The organism is Aliikangiella aequoris (assembly GCF_053709105.1).
Map to the genome: position 1 here is coordinate 2055691 of NZ_CM132298.1, position 18959 is coordinate 2074649.

Below are 18959 nucleotides of genomic sequence, written 5' to 3' on the forward strand. Positions count from 1 at the left end.
ATGAAAACAATGCGCGGATTATACCCGAAAAACAACTAAAAATACTTGTTAATTTTGGGCTCTAAGCCGCTCTTTTTAATGAAAGGTTAAGTAAAAAAAGGTATAGTTGCGCCAACGAGTTAGCCTCGGCTAAATCCTTTTAATTTGTGATAAAAAAGAAGTGACCAAAGTGCAGCAATTTAAACCAAGAAAAATATTAGTGACTAGCGCCTTACCCTATGCCAATGGTTCTATCCATATTGGACACATGCTAGAACATATTCAAACCGATATTTGGACTCGCTTTCAAAAAATGCGTGGTCACCAGTGTATTAGCGTATGTGCTGACGATACTCACGGCACACCAATAATGTTGCGCGCTCAAAAAGAAGGCATATCTCCAGAAGAGTTTATTGCTGCAACTCGTGAAGAACATTTAAAGGACTTTGAAGACTTTTTAGTCGAATACGACAACTACCACTCTACCCACAGTGAAGAAAACAAAGTTTTATGTGAATATATTTATCGTGAGCTTGAGGCTAAAGGCCATATTGAAAAACGTAGCATAACTCAATTGTATGACCCTGAAAAAGGCATGTTTCTGCCCGACCGATTTGTTAAGGGCGATTGTCCTAAGTGCGACTCAGCTGATCAATACGGCGACAATTGCGACAACTGCGGCGCGACTTACAGCCCAACAGAACTCAAAAATCCAAAATCTGCTATTTCTGGCGCGACACCAATAGAGAAAGACTCAGAGCACTTTTTCTTTAAACTGCCTGAATTTGAAGAAATGCTTAAGACCTGGACTAGACAAGGTCATGTTCAAGAACAAATTGCGAATAAGCTTGATGAGTGGTTTGACGCGGGCTTGCAACAATGGGACATTTCTCGCGATGCACCCTATTTTGGTTTTGAAATTCCAGGTGCACCCGGTAAGTACTTTTATGTTTGGGTTGATGCACCTATGGGCTACATGGCAAGCTTTAAGAACCTATGTGATAAACGTGGAGACCTAGACTTTGATGCCTATTGGGGTAAAAATAGTGACGCCGAAATTCATCACTTTATTGGAAAAGACATTGTCTATTTCCATACTCTGTTTTGGCCCGCCATGTTAGAAGGTAGCGGTTTTAACAAGCCAACAAAAGTTCACGCTCATGGCTTTTTGACTGTGAACGGAACTAAAATGTCTAAGTCAAAAGGTACTTTTATTAAGGCGAGAACTTACCTAAACCATCTTCAGCCAGAATATTTACGTTACTACTTTATGGCTAAGTTAACGAGTAAAGTCGACGATTTTGACTTAAACCTAGAAGATTTTATCGCCCGCATTAATTCTGACTTAGTTGGAAAGTACATTAACATTGCGAGCCGCTGCGCTAACTTTATAAGTAAGAAGTTTGCCGGAACTTTAAGTGACAATATTGCTGAGCACCCTTTAATTAAAGAGTTTCAGGCGGCTAGTAACGATATTGCAAATTGTTATGAAACTAAAGATTACGGCAAAGCAATACGCGAAATAATGAACTTAGCAGACAAAGCAAATCAATATATTGCTACTGAAGAACCTTGGGTAAAAATTAAGCAAGAAGAAACAGCCGCAGAAGTACAAACTATCAGTAGCGTTGCACTTAACTTGTTTAGAATTTTGACTATCTATCTAAAACCAGCGGTACCAGAAATTGCCAAGCAAGTAGAAGCTTTCTTAAATATTGAGCCGTTATCTTGGCAAGATTCAAACAATTTACTCTTAGGCCATAAGATTAATCGCTTTAAACCAATGGTTCAGCGAGTTGATCCTAAGCAGTTAGATAAAATGATTGAGGAGTCAAAAGAAGTGACTGAAGCAGAAAATTCCCCTAAATTGGCCGATCCAATTAAGCCAGAAATAGAGTTTGTTGACTTTGATAAAGTTGATTTACGTTTGGCGACTATAGTAAAAGCCGAACACGTTGAAGGAGCAGATAAGCTTTTAAAACTTCAATTGGACTTAGGCGGTGTAACTAAACAAGTATTTGCTGGCATTAAATCAGCTTATCAACCCGAGGATCTAGAAGGCAAACTGACCGTTATGGTTGCAAATTTAAAACCTCGTAAGATGCGCTTTGGCATGTCAGAAGGTATGGTATTAGCAGCCGGTCCCGGAGGCAGTGATTTATGGGTATTAAGCCCTGACGAAGGCGCACAAGCCGGCATGCGAGTTAAATAATGAGCGGTTTTGATCTTTATCCACAAGCCTGGGTGGTTTATATTTTATTAGGTATCGCTTTGCTCTTTATGCTCGACCTAAAACTTAAAAAACTCCCTTTTGCCGCACGCGTTAGCATTCTCGCTCTTATTGCAGTGGGTGCTTTTACGCCTCAAACAGTCGCCGATGCAGACTCGTTAGCGCCAATGATATTAACCACTTTACTCAATGCAGAAGTTGAAGGAGTTAAAGTGATTTATAAAAGTTTGACAACGCTAGTGATAATTTGGGGTATTTTAGTTGCTGCTATTTTAGCTGCTAAACATTTTTATGAAGCTAAGCGAAAACCAAACTCCCCTTCTCAATAGACGTTAAAAATTATGACTGAACTTCTACTGTTGCTTGTTAGTACTGTCTTAGTCAATAACTTTGTGCTCGCTAAGTTTTTGGGATTATGCCCGTTTATGGGCGTCTCCAGTAAAGTAGAAACAGCGACCGGAATGGCCGCTGCGACGACTTTCGTATTAACGCTTTCGTCTGTCGCTAGCTATATTATTAACACTTTTGTGCTAGCCCCGTTAGGTTTAGAATATTTACAGATTTTATCGTTTATTTTTGCAATTGCGGTTGTGGTTCAATTTACTGAGATGGTAATTCAAAAGACCAGCCCCATGTTGTACCGAATACTCGGCATATTTCTTCCTTTAATAACCACTAACTGCGCAGTTTTGGGTGTTGCCTTATTAAATGTTAATCAAGCTCACACTTTTATTGAATCATTGTTTTTCGGACTGGGCGCAGCACTGGGTTTTTCCATGGTTTTAATTTTATTTGCCGCACTGAGAGAGCGAATCGCAGTCGCTGATGTGCCGCAACCATTTCAAGGCGCAGCAATAGCCCTAATAACCGCCGGTTTAATGTCATTAGCATTTATGGGCTTCGCGGGGCTGGTAAAAGCCTAATGCAAGAGTTAGTCATCGCACTTACCACCTTAGTCATCTTTGCCGCAAGTTGTGGCGCACTGCTCGGTTACGCTTCGGTTAAATTTAAAGTTGAAGGCGACCCTTTAGTTGATCAAATTAATCAAATACTTCCGCAAACTCAATGCGGCCAATGCGGTTACCCGGGATGTAAACCTTATGCCCAAGCGATAGCGTCAGAATCCGAAAAAATTAACCGTTGTCCGCCTGGCGGAGAAGCAGGAATTAAAGCGTTAGCCGATCTACTCGAAGTCGAAGTCATTGCCTTAGATGAAGCCTGCGGCGAAGAAGAAGCACCGAGAGTAGCTGTCATTAGAGAAGATGAATGTATTGGTTGTACTAAGTGTATTCAGGCCTGTCCAGTAGATGCCATTGTTGGTGCAGCTAAACAAATGCACACAGTGATTGAGTCGGAATGCACAGGTTGCGATTTATGTGTTGAGCCTTGCCCGGTAGATTGTATCGATATGCCATTTAAAGTAGATACTTTAGAAAATTGGCAGTGGCCAAAACCTAACCAAAATTTAACTCAATCAATTCCTGTAAAGTTAATTTCATGAGCAATTCTAAACCGGCCCACAATCAAATCACCTTTAACCAATGGGTTGTACCAGCAATTGGGCGATTTAATGGCGGAATTCATCCTGAAGAATACAAAGAGCCATCTAAGCACAAAACCATTTCTGAACTAGCTAGCCCGAATAGACTATATATACCTATTGGAAAAGATCCTATTTTACATTGTAGTATTGGCGATAAAGTGACCCAAGGCCAAGCTTTGGTAACCGCTAAAAGCGATGCAACTCCACCCATTCACGCGCCTCTCGACGCCACTGTTTTAGATATTTTAGAACATTCTGTTGGGCATCCTTCAGGCTTAAAACAGCCCTGCATTCTACTCGAGAAATCTTCAGAGCATCCCCCTCAACAAACTTTGTTGGAGCCGCTTGATTGGCAAACGGTAGATGCTGAGTCTTTGTTAGAGCGAGTAAAGGCTGCTGGTATCGTGGGCTTAGGAGGTGCTACTTTTCCAACCCACATTAAACTCAATGCACGACCAATAAAGCATTTAATTATTAATGCGATGGAATGCGAACCCTACATAACTTGCGACGACCGTTTATTACAAGAGAAAGCCGATGAAGTTATTTTAGGTGCCATAATAGCGGCTAAAATAGTCTCTGCAGAAAAAATAGATTTTGCAATTGAAGACAATAAAAAAGAAGCTATAGCTGCCTTAGCTAAAGTTCTACAATCACAATACCCCAATGATAATATCAAAGTGGTTGTCGCGCCAACTAAATATCCTAGTGGTGGAGAAAAACAGACCATTCAATTGGTTACTGGTCAACAATTAACTCAGGGACAATTACCCGCATCTATGGGTTTGTTAGTGCAAAATGTTGCAACCGTGCACGCCATTTTCCAAGCGGTGGTTAATGCGACTCCGCTGGTATCGCGAGTAGTAACTATCACCGGAAATTTAGTTACACCAGCGGGTAATTATATTGTTCCTTTTGGAACGCCCATAAGCCACATAATGTCGCAATTAAAGATTAAAAGCGTCGCTAATCAATCGGTAATTATTGGTGGCCCTTTAATGGGAGTTTCAGTAACTGACTTAGCAACCCCCGTTACCAAAGCGACCAACTGCCTGATATTTAATCACCAAAATGCGGATGAAAAACTTTGGCTTACTCAAGCGAGTGAACATCAAGCTTGCATTCGTTGTGGCGAATGCGATAAAACTTGCCCCGTCGACTTACTACCACAGCAGCTTTACTGGTTTAGTCAAAGCGATCAATGGGAAAAAGTAGAACAGCAAGGGCTTTTTGATTGCATAGAGTGTGGCGCCTGCGCTTATGTATGTCCAAGCGAAATTCCATTAGTGCAATACTACCGATATGCAAAATCCAATATAAAATCTAATCAACAAAAACAACTTGTTGCAGAAAGAGCTAAGCAACGTTACGACTTTCGTCAACTTCGCTTAGAGCGAGCAAAACAAGAAAAAGCAAAAAAGCATCAACAAGCCGCAGAAGCAAGAAGACTCGCAGCACAAAATAAAGCGGAAGATCCTGATGGTCGGAAAGCTGCTATCAATGCAGCGCTAGAACGAGCGAAGCAAAAAAAGTCTCAACAAATTTCAAGCAAAAAAGAGCAACCATAAATGAGTCGTTTATCTTCCCCATTTCTACACCATGCGCTATCAACAAACAAATTAATGGCGCTTGTGTGTGTAGCATTAATTCCAGGGATAATAGTACAAACTTACTTTTTTGGATGGGGCGTTTTAATAAACGTGATCTGCTGTGCCGTCTTTGCACTGATTAGCGAAGCAAGCGTTTTAAAACTGCGAAACAAGCCAATAAAAAAAACACTTAAAGACAACTCAGCACTGCTAAGTGGTATATTACTAGGCATTGCCCTGCCCCCATCTTTACCTATATGGATGAGTTTTATTGGGGTTGCCTTTGCTATCATTATTGCTAAACAACTCTATGGCGGTCTAGGATTCAATCCATTTAACCCCGCTATGGTTGGCTATGTTTTGCTACTTATTTCATTTCCCGTTGAAATGACAGCCTGGTTTCCTAGTCAACACATTCAGTTAAACACACCCAGCTTTTCTGAAGCTTTAAGTTTAATAATGGTGGGCCCTAATAAAGAAATAAACTTGCTGGCTTATCAATTAGTCGCCGATGGCGTCACCATGGCCACTCCTTTAGACTTTACTAAAACACAATTTACTCAAGGCTTAATGACTAGTGAAATATTTAACAATAATCAATTGATTGAAAATATTAATGCTTGGCAACTGGTTAATTTAAGCTTTTTAATTGGCGGAATTTTTTTACTCGCTAATAAAATCATTCGATGGCACATTCCAATTAGCATACTTGTGAGTATGTATATTACTAGCCAAATTTTTTACTTTTATGATCCACAACAGTTTACTTCGAGCTATTTTAATCTAACAACCGGGGCAACCATGCTCGGCGCTTTTTTTATTGCTACCGATCCTGTTTCAGCGGCCACTACGCCTAAAGGCAGAATTATTTATGGTGTAGCGATAGGCGCACTTGTCATTATAATTCGACATTTTGGTGGATATCCAGAAGCCTTTGCGTTTGCAGTGTTACTCCTTAATATTGCCGTGCCGGTCATCGATCATTACACCAAGCCAGTTATATACGGACATCAAAAACTGGAGGCTAGTAGCGATGAGTAAAATAAAGCCTAAATCCGAGTTAGACCAACAAACAGCAAGCCACGCTGCCGCTAGAAATGCGTTGATATTGGGCTTATTTGCATTAGTGTCTACGGGATTAATCGCGCTTACCCATTTATTAACCAAAGATCAAATAGCAGAAGAAATTGAATTGGCCATAGCACGTCGCTTAAACCAAATAATTTCACCGGATGAGTACTCCAACGATTTTTACCGAGACTGTATTGAAGTAATTGACAGTGATTTATTGGGTTCTACCACACCACATAAAATTTACCGTTTGCGTAATAATAATCAACCGGTAGGTCTTTTTATGACCACCACCGCACCCGATGGTTACGCAGGTAAAATACAATTAGTATTAGGTATTTATGTCAATGGTGAACTTGCCGGCGTGCGCGTAACAAGCCATCAGGAAACCCCTGGATTAGGCGATAAAATAGAAGAGTCTAAGTCTGACTGGGTACAACAGTTCAATTTAAAGTCACTTGATTCGAGCAACAGCAATCAATGGAAAGTAAAAAAAGATGGTGGAGATTTCGATAGCTTAACTGGTGCAACCATTACCCCTAGAGCAATCATTAAAGCGGTTCAAAAAGCATTATTGTTTTATCAAAATAACCAAAACAGGTTATTTAAACAAGCCAGCCAATGTGGAGTGAATAGATAATGCAAACCAATCGAGAGATAGTTACAAATGGATTATGGGGTAATAATCCGGCGTTAGTTCAGCTGTTAGGTCTTTGCCCTCTACTTGCAGTAACCGGAACTTTAATCAATGGATTAGGACTTGGAATTGCAACAACTTTCGTTCTTGTTGGATCAAATTTGACGGTTTCAATAATCCGCAGGCATATCCCCAAAGAAATTAGAATTCCAATATTTGTTATGTTAATTGCATCTTTTGTAACTAATGTACAATTAATAATGAACGCATTCACTTACGAACTTTATCTAGTGCTAGGAATTTTTATTCCTTTAATTGTCACTAACTGCGCGATTATTGGACGAGCTGAAGCATTTGCCAGCAAAAATCCGCCGCTGCCATCTTTAATCGATGCCCTCGCTCAAGGAATAGGCTTTACTATAATTTTAATGCTGTTAGGCGGAATGAGAGAGTTGGTGGGACAAGGCACGATCCTATCAGGTGCCGAACTTTTATTTGGAGACTGGGCTAACTCATTGACGGTGCATTTTTATCTTACCGAACAAAAGTTTTTATTTGCCATATTGCCCCCGGGTGCATTTGTTGGTCTAGGATTAATTGTTGCGTTTAAGAATTATCTAGACCAACGACACACACAGAAGGCAATGCAATCAAAATCAATTGCTACGCCACTAAACCAGCAAATAGAAAGCTCTAACAATTAACCTGTGGCTAAATAACAAATTAATTCGCTAAGCTGCGTTTGAGCCAGTCGTTAATATCTTTTTGCATATATCCAATTAAAGCAGACGAATTTGCGGCATGACGATAATTAGTATTTCGCAAAAAGTTTTTAATTTCTTCATTACCCTGCTTTATCACATTACCTTGGGTATCTTTTATGGTGAAGTTGAATTGTAACTTATAAAGATCATTATTTTTAACTACGCGCATTTCTCGCCCTGTTTGGTTCCAGAAATACTCAATGTCACCCGCTAAATCAACATTGGTAACTTCAACGTTTAAGTCTAACTTTTGTTCTGGTGAACGGCTTATTGCACGTTTAAAAACCTTAACAAGTTCTTTTTCTAATGACTGATAGCTTTGCTTCTTGCTCTCCCCGGCAACTTCTGCATCTCTAAACTTACTAGGCTCAATAAGCTTTATTTCTACAGCGGCACTTAAACTTGCAGATGCAAAAAAAAGAATTAAAGACCCTGTCATCACAGCGATTAACTTACTACTGGTATTTTTCATGGTTCTTTCTCCATTAAGTAATTGAGTTTATTAGCTAAATTAATAAAGAATCAACATTAAAAAAAGCTGTCTTTCGCCTACTCAGTCACCATTTTATTTAGCAAAAGCGATGACTACTGACCCAGGCTAGCGGTTAAAACATGTACTAACTAATTCAATATATTGGTACAAATGCCTATATTAGGCAATAAGTCATTTATAATAGTTCCATTAAATAACTAAGCTGTCTGTGAAAAAATGTATTAATTCAAATATTATCTGTAAAATACTCATCTTAAAGATAATTACAATGCAGTATAACGAGGCACTCAGTGGCAACCGAATCAAACTTTACACCACCCGATATTGAGCAACTAAGCTTAACTGAAAAACTAAACCTTGAAACCGCTAAAGTAACTTGGCAAGAAATAGAACGCTTTTTTGCTAAAGGCAATTTATTGGTCGTTGACACCGATATAGACTTGATTTTAACCGCAGAAATGATTGCTAAAAATGAAGCAAAAAAGCTAGAGCCGCTTACAGAGCAAGAAAAAGTTCATTTTGCGACCCCAGAATGGGTAAAAAATCATTGCCAAGAAGAAACTGTGAGGTTGTGGGCGGTTGTTGTTGCCCCATACGTGCTTTGCCAATTAATTCGTAATTAGTTCATTCACTGAAATATACAAAAACAAAAAAAGGAGCAAAAGCTCCTTTTTTTATAATTATTTAGTAGATACTTAACCGCTCGAGTTAAAACCGAGTTTTAAGCTACCACAGAATAGAAGCTAAAAAGCTTACAGCGCTGGCCTGACAAACTTTTACTCCTCCATCAGCTAACTCTTCTATTGGGTAACCCTGCGTTTGTATTACGGCTAATACGGTAACAATCATAGTAACTGCGATGATTAAACTAACTTTACTCGTTCCTTTATTACTCTTGCGATTTAGTATCATAATATTATCTCCAAAGGCTGTACAATATTTGCACAGCCTTAATTAAAAATCAAGCTTCGTCTCGATATCTTCGGATATAGGTTGCGGCAGCAATAAAAGCTGCGCCAACTAAAACGCCAACCCACATTTCAAGATTAACAAGCTGCTCTACAGCGCTTCCAGTGATCAAGTCAAAAGACTCATCATCAACTATTACGTTAATATTTGAATTTTGGATCTGTACCGCCGAGCCAATTCTTTCTCCAAATGTTTGAATAAACTTATAGCTACCTAAAACTACATACTCTGCATAAGCAAGTAGCAGGACTGGCAACAGAGCCCATAAAAATGGGACTTTTTTAGCCCATGAAGACGCTAACATCGCCCAGCCCCAAATGGGTGCCATCCATAAACTTGCTACAACCAAAGCTATTAAGCTATTAAACGCTACGCCAAATAGGTTTACCGAACCCCAAACTAAAGCGCCAGAATCACCGCCTATCCAGCTTAAAACTGTTGCATATAACATCAGAAAAACTTGAAATAGGGTAACTACAATCCAGTAACAAACTGGCACCATTAAGCTTAAAGCGACAAACTTCGATAATGTCGTTGCGGTATCAGAAACTGGAAGTGACTTCCAAAACAAGATGCTACGGTCTTTACGTTCATCGTATAAGCTACCTAACCCAAAGAATAAACTAATAATTAAACTAATAAAGCCAAATAAGCCTAAAGGAACGAAAAGTGCGACCTGTAACCCTTTCTCGCGAGTTTCTTCGGACATACTTTCAAACTCGGCAATCATTTTAGGTAGTTGTTGTGATAACGAAAAGTCAGTGCCATGACTACTCGCCACGGTGTGCCCGGTAATGCCACCAAAAATAGCTAATAAAGCTAGAATCAACGCAATAATTACGGGAGTGTAAAATACCGCACCTTGATGTTCCCAAAATTCTCTTTTGATTAACACTTTAAATGTATTCATTAGTGGCTCTCCCTCATTTTTGCAACAAACAAATCAGCGATACTTGGCGCATGGAGTTCACCAAGCGCTTCTAAATCTTGCCTAGCGACCCCTTCGAACAAATACACTTTACGACCAAATACATCGCGTTGAGTAACAGGATTTAACGCTTCTGCTTGCGCAATCTTCTCTTTAGAAACCATAACTTCGGTATAGCTTTGTGCCACTTCTTCCATAGAGGCATTTAACACAATTTCACCGTCTTTAATAAAAATTAAGTCAGTTAATAGGTTCTCTACTTCTTCGATTTGGTGAGTAGTGACTAAAATACTACGGCCTTCATCAAAAAACTCTGCCAGTAATTGATTATAAAATTCTTTACGATACAGAATATCTAGACCTAAAGTTGGCTCATCAAGCACTAGCAGTTCCGCTTCAATCGACATAACTAAAGCTAAATGAAGTTGAGTTATCATACCTTTTGATAATTCTTTAACCTTCGAATTCCAGTTAATTTTAGTTTTCGAAAGAAAGTGCTTAGCCCGCTCTAAATTAAAATGCGGGTGAACTTCTGTTACAAATTCAACAGCTTGAGATACTTTTAACCAGCGAGGTAGTACCGCGACATCGGCGATGAAACAGACTTTCTGCATTAACTCATGGCGTTGTTTAGAAGGATCTAAACCAAGTACTTTTAACTCGCCTTGATAAGAAGTCAGCCCTAAGATTGCTTTTAAAACTGTTGTCTTGCCTGCCCCATTAGGACCAACTAAGCCAACAATCTTTCCTCTCTCTACATTAAAGTCAACACCTTTTAAAGCGCTATAATTACCATAAGATTTTTTTAAACCTTTAGCCGAAATAATGGTACTCATGAGCTTTCTCCGTCGTTAGCTGCTTTTAATTTTTTTAATTGATCTATATTGATACCAAGCCTATCAATTTTCAGCATAATTTTGGGCCATTCATTCTCTAAAAACTGACGTCGCTCTTCTTCAAAAAGCTTTTCTTTAGCGCCTTGAGTAACAAACATTCCTAATCCCCTCTTTTTTTCTAACACGTTGTCATCAACTAGTTCTTGGTAAGCTTTAGATACCGTTAACGGATTAATTTGGTAATCTGCTGCAACCTGTCGAACCGATGGAACAGCCTCCCCTTCAGCCACTTCCCCATCGATAATCAATTCGACAACTTTTTCCTTTAGCTGTCGGAAGATGGGTGTTTGATCATTCCACTTCATAGCATTCATAGGACTCTCTCTTGATTAATTGACACAATACATAGTGTACTATTGAACTATAACACCTAATCACTAAAAATTACAAACCTCCTATTTGACTCTAAAGTAGTGATTTAACACATTGTAATATAAGCAGTTTTTGCTATATAATCACTACTCGATAACATTTGTTAACAAATTCTAAAGTGCAAATAAACTCTAATTTTTCCTTATTTAGCCTAATTACTCTCAGTTTAATTGTGTTTTTTGGGTATGTCGGTTTTGCTGGCGCAATGTTGTTAGGGGTCGCTTTTGCCTTAGTTTTTGGTAACCCTTTTCAACTAAAAACACAATGGCTCTCTACTCATCTAATGAAGTGGAGCATAGTTACGCTTGGTTTAAGCTTAAATTTGTCACAAGTCGCAGAACACGCTGTAAATAGCTTTGGGCTTACTGTAGCAAGTATTGTGTTTGCACTGGTTCTTGGATTTGCGCTCGGCAAGGCATTTAAAGTTGAACCTAAACTCGCTTTTTTAATTACTGGGGGTACCGCTATTTGTGGTGCAAGTGCCATTGCCGCAACTGCCCCTGCTATCAACGCCAAAGCTCAAGATGTTATTATTTCCATTAGTATCGTTTTTATACTAAACGCGGTAGGGCTTATTGCCTATCCCGAACTGGGACACTGGCTCGGTATTTCTCAAGTTGAGTTTGGTTTGTGGGCGGCACTCGGTATTCATGACACTAGCTCAGTTGTTGGTGCTGCCGCAGCATTTGGCGATCAGTCTTTAGAAGTCGCTACCACTACTAAATTGACCCGAGCATTATGGATAATACCGCTAGTCGTTTTAGCCAGCTTTGTCTTTAAGACTGAGCGGCGCAGAAGTCAGTTTCCAATTTTTATCCTATTTTTTATTGTTGCTAGCTTAATAGCAACCTTAGTACCTTTTGTTTTTGAGCAGGCGCCTTATACTTCTTTAGTTGCTAAAAAAGGCATGGCTTTAAGCCTATTTTTAATTGGTACTGGTTTTACTCGTCACACCTTCACCGCGATTCGGTGGAGCGCATTAGCGTTAGGCTCTACCTTGTGGGTGGCCGTTTCAATCTTTGCTTACTTTATAATTGTTTAAGGATTAAAAATTTTGCCAAGCGCAATTAAGAGATTCAAAATAGCCAAGCCCAAATGGTCTCAATTCTTAAAGCGTATTTTAATGATTGGCGTTTATGTGAGTTTGTTTTTATCAATCCAGTGGTGGCAACAGCGAGATATGTTAGAAGATTCTGTTGCCGCACCATTAGAGCAAATTAACTTAGTAAGCTCTACTGGCGAAAAAGTTGAGTTAATATTAAACGCAAATCAAAAACCTACGTTTATTTATTTTTTTGCTCCATGGTGTCGAGTATGCCATTACTCTATAGATAATTTAGAAGAAGTCTACCAAGCCAATAATGATGATATTAATATCGTTGCCATTGCGCTAGATTGGGATACCAAAACAGAAGTAACGCAATTTTTATCCCAGCATAAATTATCGCTACCAGTTTTATTAGGCACCAGGTACATTCAGCAGCAATTTAAAATAAATGCCTATCCATCATATTATTTAATCTCTAAAGACGGATTGGTTTCAGCTAAAGGCAAAGGTTACACAACAGAACTTGGAATGAAGCTTCAGTTGCTAATTAACTAAATTAAATACACTAACTAGTTTTTAAAGTTACTTAACTTGCATATGAATTGGTTTTTGAGCAACACTTTTCCATTGATAGAGTGTTTTAACCTCGGCCGACTCATCACAAGAACCGCAGGTTGATGAACAAAGCCCTGAAACTTGACGCTTTTTGACTTTACCTTTTTTGATCCACTGAGCTAACATTGATTGCATTACATTTTCAGAAACGTAAAAATGACGCGCGAGATCAGTTAAACTCATTTCATTTCGCTCGATTAGTAATTGCTTGATATCCATCAACATTAGCTTTCTACCTGCACAATAGAAACCGTTTTTTTATGTTGCTTATTGCCAATAAATTTTAATAACACATAAACCATAAAATACAAACCAACGAACAGGCCAATCCAAGCAATTGCGCTATCAAAATTTGTTTCTAATTGACCCAGCTGAAAGCAAACTGTCGCCATACTATAAGCTAAGAAGGTAGTCCAAATAATACTAAAGAGCGTCCATTTTGTGCCTGTTTCTTTATGAGTAGCGCCTAGTGCAGATACACATGGTGAGTATAACAATATAAACAATAAATAAGAAAATGCTGCTAGGGTTCCTCCAAATGCGGTTTGTAAAACAGCAAATAGCTGACGATCAACATCTTGGTCTGCAGCAACTTGTTCTAAATTTTTTACATCACCCACTTTTATACCTACTGGATCGTCCCAAGACTCAGGTACAGCTCCTAGATTGACTGGTATCGTCATTACCGCATCAGTTAACGCGGCAGTTAAATCAAACTTAGGCTCTTCGTTTTGCGAAGTAATTTGACTGGTATATAACGAATCGATAGTGCCAACCACCACTTCTTTAGCAAATAAGCCAGTGAAAATACCAACGGTAGCAGGCCAATTTTCTTCACTAACACCCATGGGTTTAAAAATGGGCGTGATGCTCTTTCCTATACTAGTCAATACTGACTTTTCACTGTTTTCGTTTCCAAACGAACCATCGTTCCCAAGTGAGTTAAAAAAGCTTAAAACGATTACAACTATCACAATCAGTTTACCGGCACCTAACACGAACGAACTCAATTTTTCCCATGTTTTGGTAGCTACATTTCTTAAGTTAGGTAAGTGATAAGCGGGTAATTCGAGCACAAAAGGAGAATTCTCGCCTTGTAATAATGTGCGTTTAAGTACAACACCAGTTAGCACTGCTACTGCAATGCCGATTAAATAAAGCGCAAACACAAGGTTTTGAGCGTCGTTAGGAAAAAATGCAGCACCAAACAAAATATACACTGGCAAACGCGCACCGCATGAAACGAATGGGCTCATCATAACGGTCATAATTCGATCTTTGTGATACTCGAGAGAACGTGTTGCATAAATGGCTGGTACTGTACACCCGAGCCCAACCATCAGTGGAATAAATGACTTTCCGGGTAAGCCAATTGATTGCATAAAGCGATCCATAACAAAAGCACCACGAGCTAAATAGCCGGTATCTTCTAAAACCGAAAGAAATAAATATAGACTTGCTATGATAGGAATAAAAGTAGAAACCGTTTGAATGCCGCCGCCTACTCCATTAGTTAAAATAGTCACCAACCAGGCAGGTAGTCCCGTTTCGCTTAACCAAACACTAGCTCCATCTACTAGCACCGCGCCAACGGCTTGGTCGAAAAAGTCGATAAAAGCACCACCGACTTTTATGGTAAACAAGAACATTAAATATGTCACAAATAAAAATAGCGGAATGCCGAGGTACTTGTTTAGAAAAAATTGATCTAACTTTACTGAAAGGCTTCTAGAAATTTGCCCTTCCTTATTAACGCAAGCTTCAATCCAATTAAGTATTTTGTTAAACCGAGCTTCAGCAATAACAATATCAATATCTTCGCCATAGTTTTTAAGCAAGCTTTGAGTAGCCTGTTTAAACTCATTCTCGATTGGTGCTGGCAGCTGAAATGTTTCATCTTCGATCGCTCGCAATGCAACCCAAGACTTGGGCTTATTAATTGACGCTGCATAATCATGGACTATCTCTTTTGCCTTGGCGTAACTCGGTTCAAATTCCGCGTCAAAGTCTAACTCGAAATCGACTATATTTTCTGGTTGAATAATAAGTTGAGAAACTAACGCCTTCACTGGATCGGCATTTTTAGCCCGGCGAGCACTAAATGGAATAACCGGACAGCCTAAATGTTTAGCGAGCCTTTCAACATCAATTTTTAGCCGATTACTTTCAGCCACATCAAACATATTAAGTATGACTAGCATAGGCTTGTTAAGCTCTAACAGCTGCGTCGTTAAATACAGGTTTCTTTCAATATTTGATGCGTCGATGATATTGACAATTAGATCTGCTTCGTCAGCAAGAATATAGTCTCTAGCGACACGCTCATCTAAAGCCACAGACTCGTCTACTACGTCTAAAGAATAAGTACCGGGTAGATCGACCACTTCAATAGACTGTCCGTCATGTTGGTAGCGACCAGATTTTCGCTCTACCGTTACTCCCGGCCAATTTCCTACTTCTTGGCGTGAACCAGTTAATAGATTGAACAAAGTAGTTTTACCACAGTTAGGGTTGCCGCAGAGCGCAATGATGGGTTGGTTTAACATAGAGGTTTAAACTAGTTCCGGTAAAAGGACAGACTTGAAATAAGCGATAATTTAAAATTCAAACGGATTAAGCTGAAGCTTCCATCAGCTCAACGTGTATATTTTCAGCTTCACTACGGCGTAAACTTAGCGAAAAGCCACGAAGGGTAAGTTCTAACGGACCACCCATTGGTGCAATACGCGTAATATTCAGCTCAATACCTGGTGTCACGCCCATTGCCAGCAATTTTTTACGAAAAAGACTGCGTGCAGCGCCAATACTCACCACTTTCACTTTTTGCTGTGCACTGACTTCGGTTAGGCAATACGCCATCATGTTCTCCGTTTTACCGAGTGAAACTCGATTAGCATCTAATTTAAAAAGCTTTCCTATTCGCTATAGCTGCCTGTGCGGGCTTACTTATACACAGCTTACTATGCAGAGCATACGAACATTGAGCTTATCTAACTTTGTCATTAGGCAAGCTCGCTTAATGTGAATATTAGTCTAAATGCGAATTATTTGCAACTACATTTAGAGTGATAAAAGTTGTCTTGGTAGTAATCCATTGAGTGAATAATAGACACTTGAAAGCCCTGTTTAGGGCTTTGGCCTATGCAGCATTTTAAAGTTGCTTTTTAGCTTTAAGTGTTCGGAGTATCTAGTCGCTGGTTATTATTACTTATCGATGGCTAAAATTTTTCTACAAGCCTTATCTTGCAACATTTCTCGAGTGATTTGATAACCAAGTTCGCGATAACTCTCAAATTGGTTCTCATCAAAAAACTGATCTGACGTTGGCTGATCAGGGAAACTGCGGTTAGCAGCCTTGTAGGCGTAAATATCTGCAGGTAAACCAGTAATCATGGTAGATTTAAGATAAATTAAATAAGCAGGCTCAGATTTTCCTTGTTTTTCTGGATAGTAAATTCTGGCAATTGCAAAGCCTCTTTCGGCCAGCTCAAACTTCTTTTCAAAAGGGGTATTTCCTCTGGTACCAGGAATAAGATAGCTTAAATCATAGTTAATGCAGCTTTCCAAATTGTCTAGGGCATCTTTAGCCAGCTCTTTACCATCTTTATCGAAAACACAGTCAAATCGAATAGATACTCCAAAATCGGCTCTAACTTTTTCGACTAGATTGCCTAGATCGGCAAAATTAAAACCAGGATCCGCACCTGCATCACTCACAATAATAGTTTTAACTCTTCGCCTAATCAGCTCATACACCGCAAGATTTTCGAAGTGCCCACCATCAGATAGCTCTAAAAACTCAGCTTCGCTGTTAAACCCAATACCTAATAAACCTTGTTTAAGGCCTGGACGCCAGAACGTTGGTTGTTTCGGCTTAGCCGTTAAATTATTCACCCAATGCCCTAACCTAACATTTAACAGTGTCATAAGAATTGAAACAATCCGGTTAGTGGTTACCCCTTGCCCTGCCACTCCAGCATTAGGATTTACCGCAGCACCAGAGGTCGCCATTGCAGTTGCTAATGTCATTTTACCATCTTCAAACTTATCTGAACTCAACCATTGTGTCGCGTCTGAACCGCAGTACAGAGGAGATAAAATAAAGTTGTCGCCGCCTCTACCTTTAAAACGAATTTCTTTATCGTCAATAAGTACTAAGTTAGTATTAATTAGGTGATAAGGCCCAGTAGTTTTAACTTGATTATCAACAAAATCTGTCAGCACTTTATTATCCGCGTCAAACGAAAGTCCCCACTGATTATTTTGGACGCTGGCAACTGAAGGCATAAAAGTTTCCATTAAGCGATCGCGATAAACTTTACCAATGGAAAGGTAATTTAAATTAATCATAGTGCCTGCAATTACGATTAAAGCAGCTACACCATAAGGTAATAACACTAAGTTTTTATGCCAAGCAACTTCAACCGTTGATTTGAATTGATCACCCAAAAGATGCGCATTTAAACTGTAAGCTAACGCGAGTAAACTTAAAATAAGAATTGCCGCTAGCGGATACAAAATATAATTAATTGGTATACCTTTAGTTTTCTTTTTTAACTTTTCTTGTAATGTAAACAAAGTGGCAATCAAACTAAAAAACGATACAGAGCCGGTGTAACTCATTGCTTGTGGCATATCAACAAAAAGAACATGACTAAGCCAAGGGATAAATAAGACTAAGATTAACACTAAAGCTAATGTTGTAATTAAGCCTAGGCGCCAATAAACAATCGAACGTCGATTATAATCATGAGAATTGTTGCTGTTAAAATAAAAAGTACTTCCGGGTGCAATTAAATACAAAAATGCAAGTGCATAAAAGGCCACAATGACTTCTTCAACAAATGAATCACCTGCTTGGCTTATAAACACAAAAAAATAAGCACCAACCACTAAAGTCAGCATAGCGAATATTGAAACAAAGTTTAAAAAGATACTAAGCGTATGGTTTTGCCTGCGCTTTTTAGCCCAAGCGTGAATTCCCATAACAAACCCACTAAGTAAGTAAACGCCAAATAGGCCACACACAAGATAAATTGCGTAAATGCCAAATTGTTTGGCATGAATAATAGGCTTACCCAAATAAATAGTCAGTAAAGGACTAAATGAAAATGCCAAGAATGCAACACTAAAATAAAACAATAAAGAGGTAGTCATTGCTTTAAAAATTGTGGCTATAAATGCAACAATATTGAACCCATTTCCTGGGGTAAGGTACTTTCCGTGTTGGCGCAAATAAGATAAAAATTGGTTGGGATTGATTTTGTCTTTAGAGGCTGTGGCACCTTTCTTGACCGCTTGAGTTCTTACGCCTTCTTTTGCAATGCCAAAAGGACAAATATAATCTTTCTCTCCGCCTTGGGTATAGTTAGTGTAATTAAACCAACTTACAGCAGATCCTGTGTAGCCACCGCCAGAAACTGTAGATAGATAATCTACTCGTGCATAGAGTGTATTTTCATTTTCATTTTTACTTCGGCTACTATCTAGCGCTTGAATCACCCCAACTGAAAATGCCGCCGAGCGAATCCCCCCTCCGGATATTCCAAGCCCAATCAAGTCAACTGGCGCAGAGTCGTAAAATCGTTGCGGATCTAAGGGGACTTGTTGGTCATTTTTAGGTGAGTCTGAATGCTCTTTAAGCCGGTTTTTCCTTTGCTTGTTAATTAAATTGATTTCGGCCTGAATGACTTTAGTTGCAGCGACTGATTCGCAATCTGTATTTTCATCTTGTGAATCTAGATTACACTTAGCCGGATCAAGGTTTGACGAAACGCCGTTAGTGGCGTTTGTAGATTTATTCACATGAGTCATTAGTGCCTCCT

Annotated in this window: 20 protein-coding genes; 11 read left to right on the top strand and 9 right to left on the bottom strand. The window is 39.2% G+C overall.

Going from position 1 to position 18959, the window contains the following annotated elements; translation table 11 throughout:
• Nucleotides 1–169: 169 nt before the first annotated feature.
• The 8 genes from metG to ACUR5C_RS08865 are packed head-to-tail and all read left to right on the top strand — an operon-like array spanning nt 170 to nt 7753.
• Nucleotides 170–2191: a methionine--tRNA ligase gene (gene metG, locus ACUR5C_RS08830; RefSeq protein ID WP_454464749.1), complete on the top strand. Its 2022-nt coding sequence runs from the start codon at nt 170–172 to the stop codon at nt 2189–2191.
• Nucleotides 2191–2538, top strand: a complete 348-nt coding sequence (locus ACUR5C_RS08835; RefSeq protein ID WP_454464750.1) for a hypothetical protein — start codon at nt 2191–2193, stop codon at nt 2536–2538. The genes metG and ACUR5C_RS08835 overlap by 1 nt, the downstream gene beginning before the upstream one ends.
• A 12-nt stretch (nt 2539–2550) precedes the next feature.
• On the top strand, nt 2551–3132 hold the full coding sequence (gene rsxA / locus ACUR5C_RS08840) for an electron transport complex subunit RsxA (protein ID WP_454464751.1): 582 nt from the start codon (nt 2551–2553) through the stop codon (nt 3130–3132).
• Nucleotides 3132–3710 (top strand): electron transport complex subunit RsxB, encoded by a 579-nt coding sequence (rsxB, locus tag ACUR5C_RS08845; protein ID WP_454464752.1) that lies wholly within the window; start codon nt 3132–3134, stop codon nt 3708–3710. Before rsxA ends, rsxB begins: the two co-directional genes overlap by 1 nt.
• Nucleotides 3707–5320: an electron transport complex subunit RsxC gene (gene rsxC, locus ACUR5C_RS08850; RefSeq protein ID WP_454464753.1), complete on the top strand. Its 1614-nt coding sequence runs from the start codon at nt 3707–3709 to the stop codon at nt 5318–5320. The genes rsxB and rsxC overlap by 4 nt, the downstream gene beginning before the upstream one ends.
• On the top strand, nt 5321–6382 hold the full coding sequence (rsxD, locus tag ACUR5C_RS08855) for an electron transport complex subunit RsxD (protein ID WP_454464754.1): 1062 nt from the start codon (nt 5321–5323) through the stop codon (nt 6380–6382).
• Nucleotides 6375–7052: an electron transport complex subunit RsxG gene (gene rsxG, locus ACUR5C_RS08860; protein ID WP_454464755.1), complete on the top strand. Its 678-nt coding sequence runs from the start codon at nt 6375–6377 to the stop codon at nt 7050–7052. Before rsxD ends, rsxG begins: the two co-directional genes overlap by 8 nt.
• Entirely contained in the window at nt 7052–7753 is a 702-nt protein-coding gene (locus ACUR5C_RS08865) for an electron transport complex subunit E (protein ID WP_454464756.1), read from the top strand. Before rsxG ends, ACUR5C_RS08865 begins: the two co-directional genes overlap by 1 nt.
• Nucleotides 7754–7772: 19 nt before the next feature.
• Here ACUR5C_RS08865 and ACUR5C_RS08870 read toward each other — a convergent pair whose 3' ends face one another.
• Nucleotides 7773–8285 carry a DUF3016 domain-containing protein gene (locus ACUR5C_RS08870; RefSeq protein ID WP_454464757.1) on the bottom strand — a complete coding sequence of 171 codons (513 nt, stop codon included), beginning with the start codon at nt 8283–8285 and terminating at the stop codon, nt 7773–7775.
• A 311-nt stretch (nt 8286–8596) separates the two neighbouring features.
• Here ACUR5C_RS08870 and ACUR5C_RS08875 point away from each other — a divergent pair, with 311 nt between their 5' ends.
• Entirely contained in the window at nt 8597–8929 is a 333-nt protein-coding gene (locus ACUR5C_RS08875; RefSeq protein WP_454464758.1) for a DUF2288 family protein, read from the top strand.
• A 103-nt stretch (nt 8930–9032) separates the two neighbouring features.
• Here ACUR5C_RS08875 and ACUR5C_RS08880 read toward each other — a convergent pair whose 3' ends face one another.
• The 4 genes from ACUR5C_RS08880 to ACUR5C_RS08895 are packed head-to-tail and all read right to left on the bottom strand — an operon-like array spanning nt 9033 to nt 11413.
• Nucleotides 9033–9218, bottom strand: coding sequence for a hypothetical protein (locus ACUR5C_RS08880; RefSeq protein WP_454464759.1), 186 nt, complete (start codon nt 9216–9218; stop codon nt 9033–9035).
• Nucleotides 9219–9267: 49 nt separating this feature from the next.
• Complete coding sequence (locus ACUR5C_RS08885) at nt 9268–10185, bottom strand: hypothetical protein (RefSeq protein WP_454464760.1); 918 nt, start codon at nt 10183–10185, stop codon at nt 9268–9270.
• A complete protein-coding gene (locus ACUR5C_RS08890) occupies nt 10185–11039 on the bottom strand; it encodes an ABC transporter ATP-binding protein (RefSeq protein WP_454464761.1) in 855 nt (284 codons plus the stop codon). The genes ACUR5C_RS08885 and ACUR5C_RS08890 overlap by 1 nt, the downstream gene beginning before the upstream one ends.
• Nucleotides 11036–11413, bottom strand: a complete 378-nt coding sequence (locus tag ACUR5C_RS08895) for a GntR family transcriptional regulator (RefSeq protein WP_454464762.1) — start codon at nt 11411–11413, stop codon at nt 11036–11038. Before ACUR5C_RS08895 ends, ACUR5C_RS08890 begins: the two co-directional genes overlap by 4 nt.
• A gap of 176 nt (nt 11414–11589) precedes the next feature.
• Between ACUR5C_RS08895 and ACUR5C_RS08900 the strand changes: the two genes are divergently transcribed.
• Nucleotides 11590–12513 carry a YeiH family protein gene (locus tag ACUR5C_RS08900; protein WP_454464763.1) on the top strand — a complete coding sequence of 308 codons (924 nt, stop codon included), beginning with the start codon at nt 11590–11592 and terminating at the stop codon, nt 12511–12513.
• Nucleotides 12514–12525: 12 nt separating this feature from the next.
• Nucleotides 12526–13074 carry a TlpA family protein disulfide reductase gene (locus tag ACUR5C_RS08905; protein ID WP_454464764.1) on the top strand — a complete coding sequence of 183 codons (549 nt, stop codon included), beginning with the start codon at nt 12526–12528 and terminating at the stop codon, nt 13072–13074.
• 27 nt (nt 13075–13101) lie between these two features.
• Here ACUR5C_RS08905 and ACUR5C_RS08910 read toward each other — a convergent pair whose 3' ends face one another.
• The 4 genes from ACUR5C_RS08910 to ACUR5C_RS08925 all read right to left on the bottom strand — a co-directional run bounded on the left by ACUR5C_RS08910 (nt 13102) and on the right by ACUR5C_RS08925 (nt 18948).
• Entirely contained in the window at nt 13102–13353 is a 252-nt protein-coding gene (locus ACUR5C_RS08910; protein ID WP_454464765.1) for a FeoC-like transcriptional regulator, read from the bottom strand.
• A gap of 5 nt (nt 13354–13358) precedes the next feature.
• Complete coding sequence (gene feoB / locus ACUR5C_RS08915; RefSeq protein WP_454464766.1) at nt 13359–15680, bottom strand: Fe(2+) transporter permease subunit FeoB; 2322 nt, start codon at nt 15678–15680, stop codon at nt 13359–13361.
• A gap of 67 nt (nt 15681–15747) precedes the next feature.
• Complete coding sequence (locus ACUR5C_RS08920) at nt 15748–15996, bottom strand: FeoA family protein (protein ID WP_454464767.1); 249 nt, start codon at nt 15994–15996, stop codon at nt 15748–15750.
• Between the two features lie 342 nt (nt 15997–16338).
• Complete coding sequence (locus ACUR5C_RS08925) at nt 16339–18948, bottom strand: lipopolysaccharide biosynthesis protein (RefSeq protein WP_454464768.1); 2610 nt, start codon at nt 18946–18948, stop codon at nt 16339–16341.
• Nucleotides 18949–18959 lie beyond the last annotated feature (11 nt).

Bases quoted from the DNA above. Each gene is read 5' to 3' on its own strand.
- ACUR5C_RS08835 (WP_454464750.1), top strand. From the start codon at position 2,191: ATGAGCGGTTTTGATCTTTATCCACAAGCCTGGGTGGTTTATATTTTA.
- rsxA (WP_454464751.1), top strand. From the start codon at position 2,551: ATGACTGAACTTCTACTGTTGCTTGTTAGTACTGTCTTAGTCAATAAC.
- rsxB (WP_454464752.1), top strand. From the start codon at position 3,132: ATGCAAGAGTTAGTCATCGCACTTACCACCTTAGTCATCTTTGCCGCA.
- rsxC (WP_454464753.1), top strand. From the start codon at position 3,707: ATGAGCAATTCTAAACCGGCCCACAATCAAATCACCTTTAACCAATGG.
- rsxD (WP_454464754.1), top strand. From the start codon at position 5,321: ATGAGTCGTTTATCTTCCCCATTTCTACACCATGCGCTATCAACAAAC.
- rsxG (WP_454464755.1), top strand. From the start codon at position 6,375: ATGAGTAAAATAAAGCCTAAATCCGAGTTAGACCAACAAACAGCAAGC.
- ACUR5C_RS08865 (WP_454464756.1), top strand. From the start codon at position 7,052: ATGCAAACCAATCGAGAGATAGTTACAAATGGATTATGGGGTAATAAT.
- ACUR5C_RS08870 (WP_454464757.1), bottom strand. From the start codon at position 8,285: ATGAAAAATACCAGTAGTAAGTTAATCGCTGTGATGACAGGGTCTTTA.
- ACUR5C_RS08880 (WP_454464759.1), bottom strand. From the start codon at position 9,218: ATGATACTAAATCGCAAGAGTAATAAAGGAACGAGTAAAGTTAGTTTA.
- ACUR5C_RS08885 (WP_454464760.1), bottom strand. From the start codon at position 10,185: ATGAATACATTTAAAGTGTTAATCAAAAGAGAATTTTGGGAACATCAA.
- ACUR5C_RS08890 (WP_454464761.1), bottom strand. From the start codon at position 11,039: ATGAGTACCATTATTTCGGCTAAAGGTTTAAAAAAATCTTATGGTAAT.
- ACUR5C_RS08895 (WP_454464762.1), bottom strand. From the start codon at position 11,413: ATGAATGCTATGAAGTGGAATGATCAAACACCCATCTTCCGACAGCTA.
- ACUR5C_RS08910 (WP_454464765.1), bottom strand. From the start codon at position 13,353: ATGGATATCAAGCAATTACTAATCGAGCGAAATGAAATGAGTTTAACT.
- feoB (WP_454464766.1), bottom strand. From the start codon at position 15,680: ATGTTAAACCAACCCATCATTGCGCTCTGCGGCAACCCTAACTGTGGT.
- ACUR5C_RS08920 (WP_454464767.1), bottom strand. From the start codon at position 15,996: ATGATGGCGTATTGCCTAACCGAAGTCAGTGCACAGCAAAAAGTGAAA.
- ACUR5C_RS08925 (WP_454464768.1), bottom strand. From the start codon at position 18,948: ATGACTCATGTGAATAAATCTACAAACGCCACTAACGGCGTTTCGTCA.